Origin of the sequence: Glutamicibacter soli (assembly GCF_052322135.1) — a bacterium.
GTDB lineage: Bacteria > Actinomycetota > Actinomycetes > Actinomycetales > Micrococcaceae > Glutamicibacter > Glutamicibacter soli.
The window spans coordinates 58234-74129 of sequence record NZ_CM125969.1 but is presented as its reverse complement, the minus strand read 5'-3'; the positions used below and the strand labels follow the sequence as shown (position 1 = coordinate 74129).

15 protein-coding genes are annotated in these 15896 nt (G+C 66.3%); 6 read left to right on the top strand and 9 right to left on the bottom strand.

The features are described 5' to 3' along the window. Position 1 precedes the first annotated feature (1 nt). Entirely contained in the window at positions 2–832 is an 831-nt protein-coding gene (locus ACTX90_RS00370) for an HAD family hydrolase (RefSeq protein ID WP_443442678.1), read from the bottom strand. Positions 833–958: 126 nt separating this feature from the next. Beyond that, positions 959–2236: a serine--tRNA ligase gene (gene serS / locus ACTX90_RS00365; protein WP_443442677.1), complete on the bottom strand. Its 1278-nt coding sequence runs from the start codon at positions 2234–2236 to the stop codon at positions 959–961. A 38-nt stretch (positions 2237–2274) separates the two neighbouring features. Between serS and ACTX90_RS00360 the strand changes: the two genes are divergently transcribed. Further along, positions 2275–3321, top strand: coding sequence for a diacylglycerol/lipid kinase family protein (locus ACTX90_RS00360; RefSeq protein ID WP_443442676.1), 1047 nt, complete (start codon positions 2275–2277; stop codon positions 3319–3321). On the opposite strand, the gene pheA is transcribed toward ACTX90_RS00360, so the two are convergent. Then, positions 3318–4241, bottom strand: a complete 924-nt coding sequence (pheA, locus tag ACTX90_RS00355; protein ID WP_120991600.1) for a prephenate dehydratase — start codon at positions 4239–4241, stop codon at positions 3318–3320. The two genes, ACTX90_RS00360 and pheA, sit on opposite strands and share 4 nt — an antisense overlap. Further along, the gene (locus tag ACTX90_RS00350; RefSeq protein ID WP_047120622.1) at positions 4238–4564 is read right to left on the bottom strand and encodes a rhodanese-like domain-containing protein; all 327 of its coding nucleotides are present in this window, start codon (positions 4562–4564) and stop codon (positions 4238–4240) included. The genes pheA and ACTX90_RS00350 overlap by 4 nt, the downstream gene beginning before the upstream one ends. A gap of 66 nt (positions 4565–4630) precedes the next feature. Here ACTX90_RS00350 and ACTX90_RS00345 point away from each other — a divergent pair, with 66 nt between their 5' ends. Together ACTX90_RS00345 and ACTX90_RS00340 are read left to right on the top strand one after the other, a co-directional pair. Then, positions 4631–5983 (top strand): amidase, encoded by a 1353-nt coding sequence (locus tag ACTX90_RS00345; protein ID WP_053797131.1) that lies wholly within the window; start codon positions 4631–4633, stop codon positions 5981–5983. A 52-nt stretch (positions 5984–6035) separates the two neighbouring features. Then, positions 6036–7493: a peptide MFS transporter gene (locus ACTX90_RS00340; protein ID WP_113607250.1), complete on the top strand. Its 1458-nt coding sequence runs from the start codon at positions 6036–6038 to the stop codon at positions 7491–7493. A gap of 52 nt (positions 7494–7545) precedes the next feature. Here ACTX90_RS00340 and ACTX90_RS00335 read toward each other — a convergent pair whose 3' ends face one another. From ACTX90_RS00335 to ACTX90_RS00325, 3 genes are all read right to left on the bottom strand, one after another. Then, positions 7546–7701: a helix-turn-helix domain-containing protein gene (locus ACTX90_RS00335; RefSeq protein ID WP_082124090.1), complete on the bottom strand. Its 156-nt coding sequence runs from the start codon at positions 7699–7701 to the stop codon at positions 7546–7548. 57 nt (positions 7702–7758) lie between these two features. Further along, positions 7759–8514 (bottom strand): hypothetical protein, encoded by a 756-nt coding sequence (locus tag ACTX90_RS00330; RefSeq protein ID WP_047120618.1) that lies wholly within the window; start codon positions 8512–8514, stop codon positions 7759–7761. 64 nt (positions 8515–8578) lie between these two features. After that, a complete protein-coding gene (locus ACTX90_RS00325) occupies positions 8579–8908 on the bottom strand; it encodes a DUF4190 domain-containing protein (protein ID WP_113607252.1) in 330 nt (109 codons plus the stop codon). A 55-nt stretch (positions 8909–8963) separates the two neighbouring features. Here ACTX90_RS00325 and pgm point away from each other — a divergent pair, with 55 nt between their 5' ends. Then, positions 8964–10565: a phosphoglucomutase (alpha-D-glucose-1,6-bisphosphate-dependent) gene (pgm, locus tag ACTX90_RS00320; RefSeq protein ID WP_443442675.1), complete on the top strand. Its 1602-nt coding sequence runs from the start codon at positions 8964–8966 to the stop codon at positions 10563–10565. Here pgm and ACTX90_RS00315 read toward each other — a convergent pair. Beyond that, positions 10562–12010 carry an amino acid permease gene (locus ACTX90_RS00315; protein WP_047120616.1) on the bottom strand — a complete coding sequence of 483 codons (1449 nt, stop codon included), beginning with the start codon at positions 12008–12010 and terminating at the stop codon, positions 10562–10564. The genes pgm and ACTX90_RS00315 overlap by 4 nt on opposite strands. A 79-nt stretch (positions 12011–12089) precedes the next feature. Beyond that, positions 12090–13523, bottom strand: a complete 1434-nt coding sequence (locus ACTX90_RS00310; RefSeq protein ID WP_082124041.1) for an aldehyde dehydrogenase family protein — start codon at positions 13521–13523, stop codon at positions 12090–12092. Positions 13524–13620: 97 nt separating this feature from the next. On the opposite strand from ACTX90_RS00310, the gene ACTX90_RS00305 reads away from it, so the two are divergent. Together ACTX90_RS00305 and ACTX90_RS00300 are read left to right on the top strand one after the other, a co-directional pair. Further along, positions 13621–15216 (top strand): hypothetical protein, encoded by a 1596-nt coding sequence (locus tag ACTX90_RS00305; RefSeq protein WP_443442674.1) that lies wholly within the window; start codon positions 13621–13623, stop codon positions 15214–15216. After that, positions 15213–15578, top strand: a complete 366-nt coding sequence (locus tag ACTX90_RS00300) for a GntR family transcriptional regulator (RefSeq protein WP_047120614.1) — start codon at positions 15213–15215, stop codon at positions 15576–15578. Before ACTX90_RS00305 ends, ACTX90_RS00300 begins: the two co-directional genes overlap by 4 nt. The last annotated feature ends 318 nt before the right edge of the window (positions 15579–15896 follow it).

Below are 15896 nucleotides of genomic sequence, written 5' to 3'. Positions count from 1 at the left end.
GCTATCGCTGCAGAAGCTCTTCGAGGACCACTGCCAAACCGTCGTCATCTACGCCGTCGGTAATCGCGTCCGCGACATCCTTGACCTCGTCCGGGGCCTGGCCCATGGCAACGCCGAGCCCTGCCCACTGGAGCATCTCGATGTCGTTGCGCCCGTCGCCCACGGCCAGAGTGTCGGCCGTGTCGAATTTCAGGATCGCGCGCAGGCGTTCCAGGCCGCTGGCCTTGGTGGTTCCCTCGGCGGCGATATCCAGCCAAGCGGTCCAGCCCACCGAGTAGGTGACGCCGGAGAGGCCAAGCCCCTGCACCGCCTGGCCGAAGTCCTCGGCGGTGGCGTCCGTGGAAAACACCACCACGCGCACTGCCTTGCTGTTGACCAGCTCCTCGAAGTCCACGACCTGGGATTCGGCGCCGAAGCTTGCGTCCGTGAAAACATCGCTGGACAGGAATTCTCCGCGTTCGTTCTCCAGCGCGTATTTGGCGTTGGGCAGCGAACGCCATAAGGCGGCCAACGCCAGCGACGGATCAAAAATTTCTCGATGGAAGACGTCGACGTCCTCGCCGGTGATTTTCGCCAGGACGCCGCCGTTGCTGGCGACGACATATCCGTGGTCGATGCCCAGTTCGCGGACGATAGGAAGGGCCGCGCCCAGCGAGCGTCCGGTGGAAATGACGACCTCGTGGCCGCGCTCGACGACGTCGCGGGCGGAACGGCGTACCCGCTCACTCATCTGTCCCCGGTGGTTGACGATGGTTCCGTCCACATCGAGGCAAATCATCAATTTTCGTGTATTCAACCGGTCATCGTTGCCGGTTCTAGTTAAAACTGTCATGTCCCCAGTGAACCATCACCTGCGAAATATTGCGATGATCCGTGGCACAGGCACAGGTGAACTTCGGGTGAAGCGCAGTATTCCTTAAACGAGCAAACCGGCCCGAAGGCCGGTTTGCTTGTGGTTTTACTTGAGGACTTCGAGTCCGCCGAGGTACGGCTGCAACGCCTTGGGCACATTCACGGTGCCGTCCTCGTTCTGGTGGGTTTCCAGGATGGCGACGATCCAGCGGGTGGTGGCCAGCGTGCCGTTCAAGGTGGCGACCGCACGGGTCTTGCCCGGCTTGCCGTCGACGATCTCGCGTTCGCGGATGTTCAGGCGGCGCGCCTGGAAGGTGGTGCAGTTGGAGGTCGAGGTCAGCTCGCGGAAGGTCTCCTGCGTCGGCACCCAGGCCTCGCAGTCGAACTTGCGGGCCGCGCTCATGCCCAGGTCGCCGGCGGCGGTGTCGATCACGCGGTAGGCCAGCTCCATGCGGCCGAGCATGTCCTCTTCCATGGCCAGCAGCTTCTCGTGCTCAGCCTCGGCGTTCTCCACGCTGGTGTAGATGAACATCTCCAGCTTGTTGAACTGGTGCACGCGGATGATGCCGCGGGTGTCCTTGCCAGCCGAACCTGCCTCGCGACGGTAGCAGGAGGACCAGCCGGCGTATCGCAGCGGGCCCTCGGACAGGTCCATGATCTCGTTCGCGTGGTACCCCGCCAGAGCCACTTCGGAGGTGCCGACCAGGTACAGGTCGTCGCGCTCGAGCTTGTAGATCTCGTCGTCGTGCTCGACGTCGAAGCCGGTGCCCTGCATGGTTTCCGGGCGGACCAGGGTCGGTGTGATCATCGGAGTAAAGCCGTGGTCCATGGCCACGTCAACGGCCATGTTCATCATGGCGATTTCAAGGCGTGCGCCGATGCCCTTGAGGAAGTAGAAGCGGGAGCCGGAGACTTTGGCGCCGCGCTCCATGTCGATGGCGTCGAGCTTCTCGGCGATCTGCAAGTGGTCCAGCGGCTCGAAGCCCTCTGCCTTGAAATCGCGCGGGGTGCCCACGTGCTTGATGACGGTGAAGTCGTCCTCGCCGCCGGCGGGGATGCCGTCGATGATCAGGTTCGGGATGGAACGCTGCAGCGCCACGGAAGCGGCCGCCGCGGCGTCGGCCTCGGCCTGCGCTGACTTCACGGAGGCGGCCAGTTCCTTGACCTCGGCCAGCAGCGCGGCGCGCTCCTCGCCCTTGGCTTGGCCGACCTTCTTGGAGAACGCATTCTGCTCTGCGCGCAGGCGTTCGAAGGTGGCGATGGTCTCGCGACGGGCTGCATCAGCTTCAATGAGCTGATCGATCAGCGACTCGTCGGCACCGCGGGCACGTTGCGAAGCGCGGTACAAATCCGGATTTTCGGTGAGCATTTTCAGGTCGATCACACATTAAGCGTAGCAACCATGAGTACGATGAGAGCACTATGCAGACAAATAGGGCGATCATTCTCTCTGCCGCGGCCGCAGCAGCTGCCGCCGCGGCAACCAGCTGGTACTCGGTGCGCAAACTTTCGCAGTCAAGCAAGCCGCTGAGCAGGCCTGCCGAGAAGGTGGCCCAGACAGAGCCGTCCAAGGTTGCGTTGATCGTCAATCCCTCCAAGTCAGGAGGGGATGACGCGGAAGAGGCGGTGGCCCGGGTCTGTGCCGAAGCGGGCATGGAGGCGCCGCTGGTTTTCCATACGACCCCGGAGAACGCCGGGCAGGATGCGGCCCGCAAGGCGCTGGACGCCGGATGCGACACGATTGTCGCCGCGGGCGGCGACGGCACCATCCGCGCCGCGGCCGAGGTGCTCGAAGGCACCGAATCGACGCTGGGCATCATCCCGCTGGGCACCGGAAACCTGCTGGCGCGCAACGTGGAGGTCCCGCTGGAGGACCTGCACACCGCCGCGCTGGTGGCAGTGCGCGGCACGGTGCGGCGCATCGACGTGGGGCACATGAAGCTGAACCTGCTGGACGGCACCACCGCGGACCATGCGTTCCTCGTGATCGCCGGCGTGGGCACCGACGCCGACCTCTTCGACGACACCGACGAGGAGATGAAGTCCAAGGTCGGCTGGCTGGCCTACTCGCAGGCTGGCCTGCGCCAGCTGCCGGGCCGCCGCAAGCGCGTGCACTTCAAGCTCTCGGGCGATTCCAACTGGCAGACCCGCAAGGTCCGCTCGGTGCTGTTCGCCAACGTGGGCAAGCTGCAGGGGCTGGACTTCGTGCCTGACGCGAAGCTGGATGACGGCGTGCTGGATGCCGTGGTGCTCTCCCCGCGCTCGGCCGCGGGCTGGACCTGGATCCTGCTGAAGACCGCGTTCCGCGCGAAAAACAAGATCCCGGTGATGAGCTTCTACCAGACCAGCGGGATCTCCCTGCGCTGCGCCGAACCCATGAACACGCAGATCGACGGGGATCCCACCGGCCAGGTCAACGAACTCGAAGTCTCGGTGAACGCCGGTTCGCTGCGCCTGCGCACCCCCTAGAGGCGTGCGCGCACGGCGTCGACCCACGCGCGCGCTTCGATGAACGCGTCGTCGGAGTTGTGGGTGTCGACGAACGGGGCGGCGCCCTGGGCGGCCGGGTAGGACCCCAGGAAGCTCAGCTCCGGGCACAGCCGGTGCAGGCCCGACAGCGCCGCGGCGACCCGCTCCTGCGCCACGTGGCCTTCCACGTCGACCGAGAAGAAGTACTTGCCCAGGCCCTCGCCGGTGGGGCGCGACTCGATGCGCGAGAGGTTGACCCCGCGCGCGGTGAACTGCTCCAGGATGCCCATCAGCGCGCCCGGGCGGTCCTCCGCCAGCGGCAGGATTAGCGTGGACTTGTCCACGCCGGTGGGCTGCGGGATGCGTCCCGGGCGGGTGACCACGATGAACCGGGTGACCGCGCCGAGGTTGTCCTCCACGCCGCGCACCAGCACGTGGAGGCCGCGCTCCTCGGCGACCAGCGGGCTGCAGATGGCGGCGTCGTGGTGCTGCTCGGGATCCTGCAGGCCCAGCGCGCCGGCCGCTGTGGAGGACGCCGGGGCAAAGACCGCCGCCGGGATGTTCGCCTCGGCCCACAGCCGGCACTGCGCCCACGCGTGCCCGTGCGTCGATACCTGCCTGATCTGGCCCAGCTCGGTGATGCCCTCGCGCACCGCGAGCACAAACGTGATCGGCACCAGGATTTCGGCCACGATCTGCAGCGAGTCGCCGGTGGCGATGGAATCCAGCGTGGCCGACACCCCGCCTTCCACCGAATTCTCGATGGGCACGACGGCGGCGTCGACGTCGCCCTCGCGCACCATGGACAGGGCGGCGTTCACGTTGGCTGCGGGGATGCGTTCCGAGTCGCGCGCGCCGTCAAGCTGCAGCAGCGCGGATTCGGTGAAAGTTCCTGAGGGGCCCAGATAGGCGTATTTCATCGGACGGTCGGCTCCTGACCGTTTTCGGATTCCATTGGCAGCTTGGCCTCGATCCAGGCGTCGGATCCGCCGGCGATGTTGAAGGCGGTGTAGCCCATGCCGGTCAGCCAAGCGGCGGCCTGCGCCGAGCGCCCGCCGGTGCGGCAGATGACGTAGGTGTCCACGTCCGGGTCCAGCTCGGAAACGCGCTCCGGCAGGGTGCCCAGCGCGACGTGGGTGGCGCCCGCGGCGTGGCCGGCTTCCCACTCGAAGTCCTCGCGCACGTCCAGGATGAATGCGTCCTTGGGTACGTTGGTGACCGTGACGGTCTCGAAGTCGCTCATGGCTGGAATTCCTCTCAGATTGGGTGTTTGCTTAAAAGACTAGTCATTCCTCCGTCGAAAGCCGACATGTTGCCCCTTAGCGCCGTGAAATTGCGCGACCAGCTGGCCGCCGGAGAAATCTCCAGCCGCGAGGCCACCGCCCACCACCTGCAGCGGATCGACGAGCAGCGCTCCCTGGGCGCTTTCGTCCACGTTTCCGAGGCCGCGCTGGATGCCGCGGCCCGGGCCGACGAGGCCTTCGTGAAAAACCGCGGGCAGCTGGGCCGGATGCACGGGATGCCCACCGCGTTCAAGGACCTGGGGGACGTAGCGGGCATGCCGACCACGCATGGCTCGGCCGCCGTGGAACACCCGATCGCGACCCGGGATTCGGCGCTGGCCGCCCGGCTGCGCGCCGAGGGCGTCATCGTGCTGGGCAAGACCCAGGTGCCCGAGTTCGGATTGAGCAGCTATTCGGAGAACCTGATCGCCGCGCCCTCGCGCAACCCCCTCGCCCCGCAGCGCTCCTCCGGCGGTTCCTCCGGGGGGCAGGCCGCCGCGGTGGCCGCCGGGATGATTCCGGTGGGCCCGGGCTCGGACGGCGGCGGCTCGGTGCGCATCCCGGCGGCCGCCTGCGGCCTGGTGGGACTCAAGCCCTCGCTGGGTCGGATCCCCAGCGACGTGCTGGAAGGCTACAGCGACGGCTTCGGCGCCCCCAAGCTCACGGTTTCCGGGCCGCTGGCCCACGACGCGCTGGATGCGGCCCTGCTGATGGATGCGATGCGCGGAACCGACCACTACCTGCCGCTGCTGCGCGGGCGCTACCCGGAAGAGCTGGCGAACCTGCGCATCGGCTACAGCACCCACTCGCCGTTCCAGAGCGCCTACGAGATCACCGTCTCCCCCGACGCCCAGCAGGCGTTCAGCGCCGGGCTGAAGCTGCTGGCGCAGCGCCACCAGGTCGAGCTGGCCAAACTGGCCTATGCGGAGGACTACCCCGAGGCCTTCGGCGCGGTGTGGACCAACGGGCTGAAGGACATCCCGCTGCAGGACGAATCGAGGCTTGGGGCCCTCGCGCGGGAATTCCGGCGCCGTTCGCAGCAGCGCAGCCTGCAGGCCGCAACCCAGGCGGCCACCCGGATCCGGCAGATCGCGGCGGACTTCATCCGGCAGTGGTCGGCCTACGACGTGATCGCCACCCCGGCGCTGTCAGGCGTCCCGCCGATGGTGGGGCACTATACCCAAGGATCGGCGGAGCGCGATTATATGTTGCAGTGCCAGTACTCCCCGTACAGCTCCATGGTCAACGTCTCTTCCGCGGCCGCGATTACCGTCCCCGTGGGTACCAGCAAAGAAGGCCTCCCACTGGGAATCCAGCTGATTTCACCGCGTTCGGACGAGGGGATGCTCCTGGCTTTAGCGTTGCAGATCTCAGTGTGAGCTTTCCGACAGAAGTAGGTACTCGCCTCCGGAAAAGCGAAAAATATTACGTATGTCTACTGCAACACCGAGCACTCAACGCCCGGCCAAGACCTTCTTTGGCCACCCGGGCGCGCTCGCAAACCTGTTCAGCGTCGAGATGTGGGAGCGATTCTCCTTCTACGGCATGCAGGCTTTGCTGGCCTACTACATGTACTTCACGGTCGCCGACGGCGGCCTGGGACTGGACCAGGGACTGGCGCTGTCGCTGGTCGGCGCCTACGGCGGCGCAGTCTACCTGAGCACCATCCTCGGCGCCTGGATCGCCGATCGACTGTGGGGCTCGGAACGCGTGCTGTTCGTCTCCGCCCTGATGATTATGGCAGGCCACCTTGCCCTGGCATTCCTGCCGGGCGTCACCGGTCTGGCCATCGGCCTGGTGCTGGTGGCCATCGGCTCCGGCGGCCTGAAGGCGAACGCCACCGCGCTGGTCGGCTCGCTCTACGCCAAGGACGACCCGAAGTCCGACGCCGGCTTCTCCATCTTCTACATGGGCGTGAACATCGGCGGCCTGGTCGGCCCGCTGCTGACCGGCCTGCTGCACCAGAACTTCGGCTTCCACGTGGGCTTCGGCGCCGCGGCCGTGGGCATGGGCGTCGGCCTGCTGATCTACACGTTCGGCCGCAAGAACCTGCCGGACTCGGTGCGCGAGGTCCCGAACCCGCTGCCGAAGAACGAGCGCACCCGCTACGTGGTCATCTTCCTGGCAGTCATCGTGGCGATCATCGCCGCCTTCGCGACCAAGATCGTCACCCCTGACAACCTGGCCTCGACCATCGCCTACGTGGTGATCGCCGCCAGCATCGTGTACTTCGTGCTGATCCTGCGCAGCCCGCGCGTCACCGACCGCGAGCGCAAGAACGTGTACGCGTTCATTCCGTTCTACATCGCTTCGGCGGCCTTCTGGGCGCTGTTCCAGCAGCAGTTCACCTTCGTCGCCGCCTACTCGGCCGAGCGCCTTGACCGCCACCTGTTCGGCTGGGAGATGCCAGCCAGCTGGGTCCAGTCGATCAACCCGGTCTTCATCGTGCTGCTGGCCGGCGTCTTCGCCGCCATGTGGACCAAGCTGGGCACGCGCCAGCCGCGCACCGGCACCAAGTTCGGCCTGTCGCTAGTGGTGGTGGGCGCAGCCTTCCTGTGCTTCATCCCGCTGAACTCGTTGGAAATGACCCCGCTGCCGGCCATGATCGGCATCCTGCTGCTGTGCACCATCGCCGAGCTGCTGCTCTCCCCGACCGGACAGGCAGTGACCACCAAGCTGGCTCCCGCCGCCTTCGGCACCCAGATGATTGCGCTGTTCTTCCTGTCGATCTCGCTGGGCACCACCCTGTCGGGCGTGCTGGCAGGCTTCTACACCCCGGGCAACGAGGTTGCCTACTTCATCGCCATGGGCGGCACCGCCGTCGTGCTGGGCATCGCCATGCTGGCGGCCACCCCGGCCCTGAAGAAGCTCATGGGTTCGGTGCACTAAAGCCCGGACACCCAAGCGGCGCGGATTCCTCCGGGATCCGCGCCGCAGCCGTTTAACGAAGGACCAGCAGCTCGCCGATCTCGCAGTCCAAGGCCTGGCAGATGGCCACCAGGGTGCTGAAGCGGATGGCCTTGGCCCGGTCGTTCTTCAGCACAGACAGGTTCACCACCGAGACGTCGACCAGCTCGCTGAGCTGGACCAGGGTCATAGCGCGCTCGGCCAGCAATTCGGTTAGCCTGCAGTGCACCGTGCGCAGCTCCACGGGTCAGACCAGCCCATCGGTCTCGGCCCGCAGCCGCTCGTTCTGCCGCGCCATCGCCATGCCGGCATTAACCAGCTCAACCACCACCAGGATGGCCAAGGCCATGAGGAACGGCGCGAAGTCGTAGTCGATGGAGAAGGCCGGGACCGGCCACGGGGAGAAACCCGGAAATTCCTGGTCTCCCGTGCTGGTGTAGCCGTCCACCCGCAGCGTTTCCTCGCCCGCCCGGTAGGCGCCGATGCCGGTGAGCGTCTGGCCGACCAGCGTCCCCAGGGCCAGCGCCGAGGCGGCGATCCGTCCGGCGCGGCGCAGCGAATCGCTGAACGGCTTGCCGGCCAGCAGCTTGCCGCACAGGGCGATGAGGGCCGCCAGCACCGCGATAACGGCCAGACCGGAAACCAGGGAGCCCGCGGCGAGCAAGCCGCGGGTTGCGGCGCCAAGGTTCGTGGCGGTCACCGTCACCGTGGTGATTTCGCTGCGCACGGCGTCGCCGTGGTCCGGGGTCACGTCGCTGACCGCGGGAAATTCAGGCCAGTACGGTTCGACCGGCACCTGGAGCGTCGATTCGCCATTCGCGATCGCCGCCACAGCGCCGACAAGCAGGGAGCCGCCGATCAGCACCACGCCAATCCAGGCGACGATCCGGGTGAAGGCGACGACTGCGCTGCTATCGGACGATTTGCGGCGCAGCACGTAGACAATCCCGAGGACTGTCACGGGCAGGACCAAGACCAGCAGCAGTGGCAATATCGCGAGCATGGCGATCCTATCGATAGTCGTTAATAACGATTATCGTTAAGTTAGCATCGCTCCGACTGCGGGTCTAGGTGTAATTCAGGTCGTTGTAGGCGTAGTCGGTGTATTCGTAGATCGCCCCGGGCATCCAGAAGACCAGCCAGATCACGACCGCGTAGAGAAGGGCCGCGATCACCAGCGCGATCCACGAGGTGATCAGTCCGGCCAGCGACAGCGCCCGCGAGTTCGGTTCGCGCCGATAGCCGAGGTGTCCGGTGATGACTCCGGCCAGCGGAACTAGAATGATTATGGCGAAGCCCAGCATCGAGAGGATGCCGAGCACCAGCGAGGCCACCGACAGCCCGGTCGATTCCGGCGGGCGCTGGTAGGGGTTTTGCGGGTATGGGTAGTAGCTCATCACTATCCATTGTCTACGACCCCGCGGACATCGCACCAACTAGGAGATACACGCAGTGGCACACGAACGAGCCGGCCAGCCGGCGCAGGAAACCGACCTGATCGACCTCAAGGCGGTCCTCGACGCCTACACGGGCATCGTGCCCTCCAGCGCGAACCCCGACCAGGCGGTCGTCTTCGGCACCTCCGGCCACCGCGGCAGCTCGCTGAACGGCACCTTCAACGAAGCGCACATCGCCGCGATCACCCAGGCCGTCGTGGACTACCGCACCGCCGCCGGCATCACCGGCCCGATGTACGTGGGCAAGGACAGCCATGCGCTCTCCGAACCGGCCTACCGCACCGCACTGGAGGTGCTGGCGGGCAACGGCGTCACGGTGCTGGCCGAGGACGGGCTGACCCCCACCCCGGCGCTGAGCCACGCCATCCTGGTGCACAACGCGCGCGGCGGCGCTCAGGCGGACGGGCTGATCATCACCCCCTCGCACAATCCCCCGGCCGACGGCGGCATCAAGTACAACCCGTCGCACGGCGGCCCGGCCGAATCCGAGATCACCGGCCCCATCGCCGCCCGCGCCAACGAGCTGCTGGCCGGCGGCGGGCAGATCAAGCGCGGCACCCCGGACGCGCAGCGATTCGACTTCCGCGAGCTGTACATCGCGGACCTGGCGCAGGTCATCGACTTCAAGGCCATCGCGGACTCCGGCATCTCGATCGGCGCCGATCCGCTGGGCGGCGCCTCGGCGCACTATTGGGGCGAGATCGGACGGCGCTACGGGCTGAACCTGAGCGTCGTGAACGACACCGTGGATCCGCGCTTCGGCTTCATGACGCTGGACAAGGACGGCAAGATCCGCATGGACTGCTCCTCCGCCCACGCCATGGCCTCGTTGGTAGCCAACCGCGAGAAGTACGACATCTCCACCGGCAACGACGCTGACGCGGACCGCCACGGTATCGTCACCCCGGACGCCGGGCTGATGAACCCGAACCACTTCCTGGCAGTGGCCATCGACTACCTGCTCACCCACCGCCCGCAATGGCCCGCCGACGCAAAGGTCGGCAAGACGCTGGTCTCCTCGGTGCTGATCGACCGCGTGGTCGCCGCCCACGGGCGCGAGCTGCTGGAGGTCCCGGTGGGTTTCAAGTACTTCGTGGAGCCGCTGGCCTCCGGCCAGGTGGGCTTCTGCGGCGAGGAGTCGGCAGGCGCCAGCTTCCTTGACTTCGCAGGCCGTGCCTTCAGCACCGACAAGGACGGGCTGATGCTGGCTCTGCTGGCCAGCGAGATCCGCGCGGTGACAGGCAAGAGCCCCAGCCAGATCCACGCCGAGCTGGTCGCCCGCCACGGCGGCAGCTTCTACGACCGCTTCGACGCCCCGGCCGGCCGCGAGCAGAAGGCGGTGCTGGGCAAGCTGAACCCTGGCATGGTCGAGGCCACCGAGCTGGCCGGCGACCCGATCACCGCCAAGGCCACCGAGGCCTCCGGCTTCGCGATCGGCGGGCTGAAGGTCTCCAGCGAGCACGCCTGGTTCGCGGCGCGCCCCTCGGGCACCGAGGATATCTACAAGATCTACGCGGAATCGACAAAATCACCCGAGCATCTGCAGCAGGTGCTGGCAGAGGCCCGGGTGATCGTGGATGCGGCGCTGAACGCCTAGTGCAGCTTTGCGGTCCAGGGGTCGATCTTCACGGCTGGCTGCTTGCGGGTAGCCAGCCAGTGGCCCAGCCACAGCAGCAGGAAGATCGGCAGGCCGATGTAGGAGGAGACCACCTGCAGCAGGTTGCCCTCGATGACCGCCTGGTAGTTCTGGCCGGCGATGACCACGATGAGGATCACGAACGCCAGGATCGGGCCCAGCGGGAACAGCGGCGCCTTGTAGGGCAGCTTGGCAAGGTCCTGGCCGCTGGCGATGTACTGCTTGCGGAACTGGTAGTGGCAGACCGCGATGCCCACCCAGGCGATGAACCCCGACAGGCCTGAGACGTTCAGCAGCCAGGTGTAGGCTGCGCCCTGCCCGATGATGGCCGTCAGGAAGCCGAACAGGCCCACCGAAGCGGTCAGCAGCATGGCGGGCATCGGCACGCCGCGGCGGTTCAGCCGCCCGAAGATCTTCGGCGCCTTGCCGTCCAGCGCCATCGAATAAAGCATGCGCGCAGAGGCATATAGCCCCGAGTTGCCCGCGGACAGGATGGCGGAGAGGATCACTGCGTTCATCAGCGCCGCGGCGAAAGCGATGCCGGCGCGCTCGAAGACCAGGGTGAACGGCGAGGTCGCAATGTCGGATGCCTCGGAGGAGAGCAGCGAGGGATCCAGGTACGGGATCAGCATGCCGATCACGAAGATCGCGCCGATGTAGAACAGCATGATGCGCCAGAAGATCGCCTTGATGGCCTTCGGGATGTCGCGCTTGGGGTTCTCCGCCTCGCCGGCTGCCACGCCGATCAGCTCGGTGCCCTGGAAGGAGAAGCCGGCGATCATGAAGACCGAGACGATGGACAGCCAGCCGCCGACGATCGGCGCCTCGCCTTCGGTCCAGTTGCTGAAGCCGGGCGAGGTTCCGCCGATGATGCCGAAGATCATCGCCACACCGCAGATCAGGAACACGATCACGGTGACGACCTTGATCATCGCCAGCCAGTACTCGCCCTCGCCAAAGGCCTTGGCGGACAGGGCGTTCAGGCCGGTGAGCAGCGCCAGGAAGAGCGCCGCCCAGATCCAGCTCGGGGAATTGGGGAACCAGTAGGACATGATGATGCCCGCGGCGACCAGCTCGGCGGCGACGGTGATCGCCCAGTTGAACCAGTAGTTCCAGCCAATGGCAAAGCCGAAATGCCGGTTCACGAAGACAGTGGCATAGGTCTGGAAGGAGCCGGCGACCGGGAGCCGCGCGCTCATTTCGCCCAGCGACTGCATCAGCAGCAGCACCATGAGGCCGATCAGGCCGTAGGCAATGAGCGCTCCCCCGGGGCCCGCGTCGGCGATGGCTCCGCCGGAGGCGACGAACAGTCCGGTTCCGATCGATCCGCCAATTGCAATCATCTGCAGGTGGCGGGCCTTGAGACCACGCTTCAGACCGTCTTGGGACGGTGCGGGCTCACTCATGCGTTACAGCTCCTGGTGCATAGAAAAATCCAACCTTTCAATCCAAGCACCCCGGCGAGCTCAAAAGCTATGAACCGCGCTACAGTAAGCGATCAATAATCTTTCGCTTAGCCCAAGAATATGGAGGATATATCGCGCTCAGAGTATCGACCACCGTAGTTTTGCTCAGTTCCGAGCGCATTTGCGAAAGACGGTCGAAGCCGTGCTTGCCGTGGTAGGAGCCCATTCCGCTGGCCCCGACGCCGCCGAACGGCAGGGACGGAACGATCATCTGGGCCAGCGGCGCGTTGTGCACGATCGCGCCGGCACGCACCCGGTCGGAGAAGATCGACTGCAGCCGCGGGCTTTCGCTCATCAGGTAGGCGGCCAGCGGGGTGGGCCGCGCAGCGATGAATTCCAGGGCCTCCTCGAAGGTGGCCACTTCGATCACCGGCAGGATCGGGCCGAAGATCTCCTCCTGCATCAGCGTGCCTTCGAGGTCGACATTGCGCATGATGGTCGGCGCGATGCGCAGGGTCTGCTCGTCGTACTGCCCGCCGTGCACCACCTCGCCCTGCTCGAACATGTCCAGCAGGCGCTGGAAATGGCGGTGGCTGGCGATGCGCCCGAAGTCCGGGTGCGTCAACGGGTCCTTGCCGTAGAAGCTGTGGATGGTCTGGCCCAGGCGCTCGATCAGCGGCGCCGAGTCGCCGATGGTCAGCACGTAGTCCGGGGCCACGCAGGTCTGGCCCGCGTTCATGAACTTCGCGTAGGCCAGGCGCTTGGCGGTGGCCGGCAGCTGGTTGTCGACCACTGCCGGGGACTTGCCGCCCAGCTCCAGGGTCGTGGGGGTCAGGTGCTTGGCGGCTGCGGCGGCGACCACCTTGGCGACCTTCTCGCCTCCGGTGAAGAAGATGTGGTCCCAGCGCGCGGCCAGCAGCTCGGTGGCAGTGTCCACACCGCCCTCGATGACGGCGAACACGCGGTTGTCCAGGTACAGCGGCAGGAACTTGGCCAGCGCCCCGGAGGTCGCCGGGGCGATCTCCGAAGGCTTCAGCACCGCGGCATTGCCGGCGGCGATGGCGGCGACCAGCGGGGCGAGCATGAGCTGCAGCGGGTAATTCCACGGGCCGATGATCAGCACCAGGCCCAGCGGGCGGGGCTCGACCTTGGCCATGGCCGGCTGCAGCGCCAGCGGCACCTTGACGTTGGTGTGGTCCATCCATTCGGCCAAGTGGCGCAGAGCGAAGTCGATCTCCGCGCGGACCACGTCCACCTCGGAGAACTTCGCTTCGGTGGCGCCCTTGCCTAGGTCCTCGTTCAGCGCGGCGAGGAAGTCGTCCAGGTGCTCTTCGAGCATCTTCTCCAGCGCGCGCAGCTGCTGGACGCGGAAACGGCGCGGGTGGGTGATGCGGGTATCGGCGGAGTGGCGCAGGTTCGCCAGCGTGGCGGCGATTTTCGACGGATGCTCATCCACGGGCGGCGCGAAGTCGCCGACGGGATCGGGCAGCGGAGTGGAAGTAAACAGACCCATGAGTCGAGACTACGTCAACGGGCTGGACTTGACCTGATTGCGACCACCTTTATTTTGTATCAACTAGTTGGTACATTCTTTTCGAAAGGCGGGACCAATGAATAATTCGTTGACTTCACAGTTCGACAGCTTCGCGATTGCGGCCTTGGTCATCTACGTGATCCTGCGCAACCTCGCGTCCAAGGAGGGCGGAGACCGGCTGGCTCTGGCCCGCCGGCACGCCTTCTGGTGCGCGCTCATCGGATTTTTCGCCAGCACGTCGGCCGACTGGTTCAGCACCCTCGCGGCAATCCCGTACTACGACGAATCGCCGCTTCGCATTCCCGAGGCCATCGGGGCGGCCGCGACCCCGGCGCTGTGGGTCGCCTTCATCTACATCGCAGGGCAGTTCACCTGGCCCCACAAGCTCCGGCCGAAGCGCACGGCCTCGCTGCAGCCTCGGACCTTGTCCGGGCTGGTGCCCAAGTCCCTGGTCGGAATCATGGCGGCAACCTTCGCCGCCGGCATGCTGGCGATTTACAGCGTCCGCGACGTCACGGGCTTCGCCCCCACGCCGGAGGTCATCGAGGACGACGGCGACGGCTACTACATGACCGCCGATGCCCAGGACGGGTTGCGTTCGGCCGCAGAGGTCCTGCCCTATCTGGCACTGAGCCTGGTCCTCCTGCTGGTCGCCGCCTTCGCCGCCACCATCCTCATCCTGCGGCGCAAGCCGCTGGACGGCATCAGCGAGCACGACAACCGGCTGCTGCGCATCACCTGGCTCAATCGCCTCTACCGCACGGTGACGGTGCTCCTGGCCGGCCTCGCCGGCGAAGCCCTGCACTTCAAGGCACGGTGGATCTCCGATGACGCCGACAAATCCATGGGTGGCGAAGGCATCGAGTACTGGGAACGGATGAACGACCTCGCGGGCCGGTGGGACCAGACCGCCAACTACATCGCCCTGGCCATCACCGTCGTCATGTTCTTCTGGCGCCCGCCGGTGAACTTCGAATCCCTGCGGCCGGCCGTCTCCAGCGCCTTCACCCGGCTGCGCGAGCAGCTGTTCGCGGTGCAGTATCTGAGCGCCATGGCGGCCATCCTGCTGGTCGCCGTCGGATGGCCAATGCTGCCGAGCTCCGAGACGCAGGAGATGCCGACCGCCGAACGCGCCACCGCCATCCTGGCCCTCCTCGCGGGCGCGACGCTGTTCTACCTGCTGGTCAACGCCGCCTACCTGGCGTACATGGCGATCAAGACCCGCGCGGCCGCGCGAATGCCCAAACCCGCCGCACGGCTGCCGCTGTGGACCTATGTCGTTGCCGGACTCCTGATGGCGGCCAGCCTATACTTCCTGCTCTTCCCTCCGCTGGATCCGCTGCGGGGATTTGTCGCGCCGAACCGGTGGATCATTGCCGGGCTGGCCGCGGCACTGCTCGCCGCGCATGCAGGATTCGTCCTGCTCGTCCGCTCCGTGGCGATCCCTTGGCAGGTGGGCGCAGAGGTGGAAATCTGGTATCGGCAGGTGCTTGAAATCCGCTCGCTGCGCGTAGTCGCCGGCGCGTTCGTGGCCATGCCAATGATGGGATACCAGTTGTTCGCCGAATTCTCCCTGTTCGGCCTGCTGGTCTTCTGTGCGCCGGCGGTGCTGGCGCTTCCGCGCCCGCAAGGTTCGATGCGGCCGGAGACCAGTGACGCGGGCCGCCGATGAGCGCCCAGATCACCGTTGACCTGGACTCGGCGCTGCCGCCCTATGAACAGATCCGCGCCCAGGTGGCTTCGCTGATTTCGCTGGGCGAACTGGCCGCCGGGAGCAGGCTGCCCACGGTGCGCGCGCTGGCCGCCGATCTGGGTGTGGCCGCCGGCACCGTGGCCCGCGCCTACAAGGAACTGGAGGCCGAAGGACTGATCTCCTCGCGTCGCCGGGCGGGCACCGTGGTCAATGAGCTGCCAGGGCAGCCAGCGCTGGACGAGCACCTGGTCGAGGCAGTGGACAGGGTCTGGGCACTGGCCGCGGAGCTGGGGGTGGACGCGGCGACGGTCAAGGCGCTGGTTGCGCGGAGGACGCGATAGCTCGGTAACCCTGTCACCACCGCATCATTTCCCGAGCAACCGGGATTCGGTTGACGGTGTCCGCCCCTCTTTGTAGGCTCAGCCTAAGCTCACCGCAATGCTTGGAATGGATAACCTGTGGATCCGGTTTCGATTTTGATCGTCTGCGTTTTGGTCATACTTTGCGCGCTGCCGTTTGCCATAGGCGCCATGCGCAGTCTCGACCGACGAGCCGACGACCTCGAAGGATCTGACCCGGAAATCTCCAGGGCACTTCGGGAAGCGCGGAAGAATATCGATCGCGGCAGGGGCTACGAAGATCCGAGGCTCTAGCGGCCG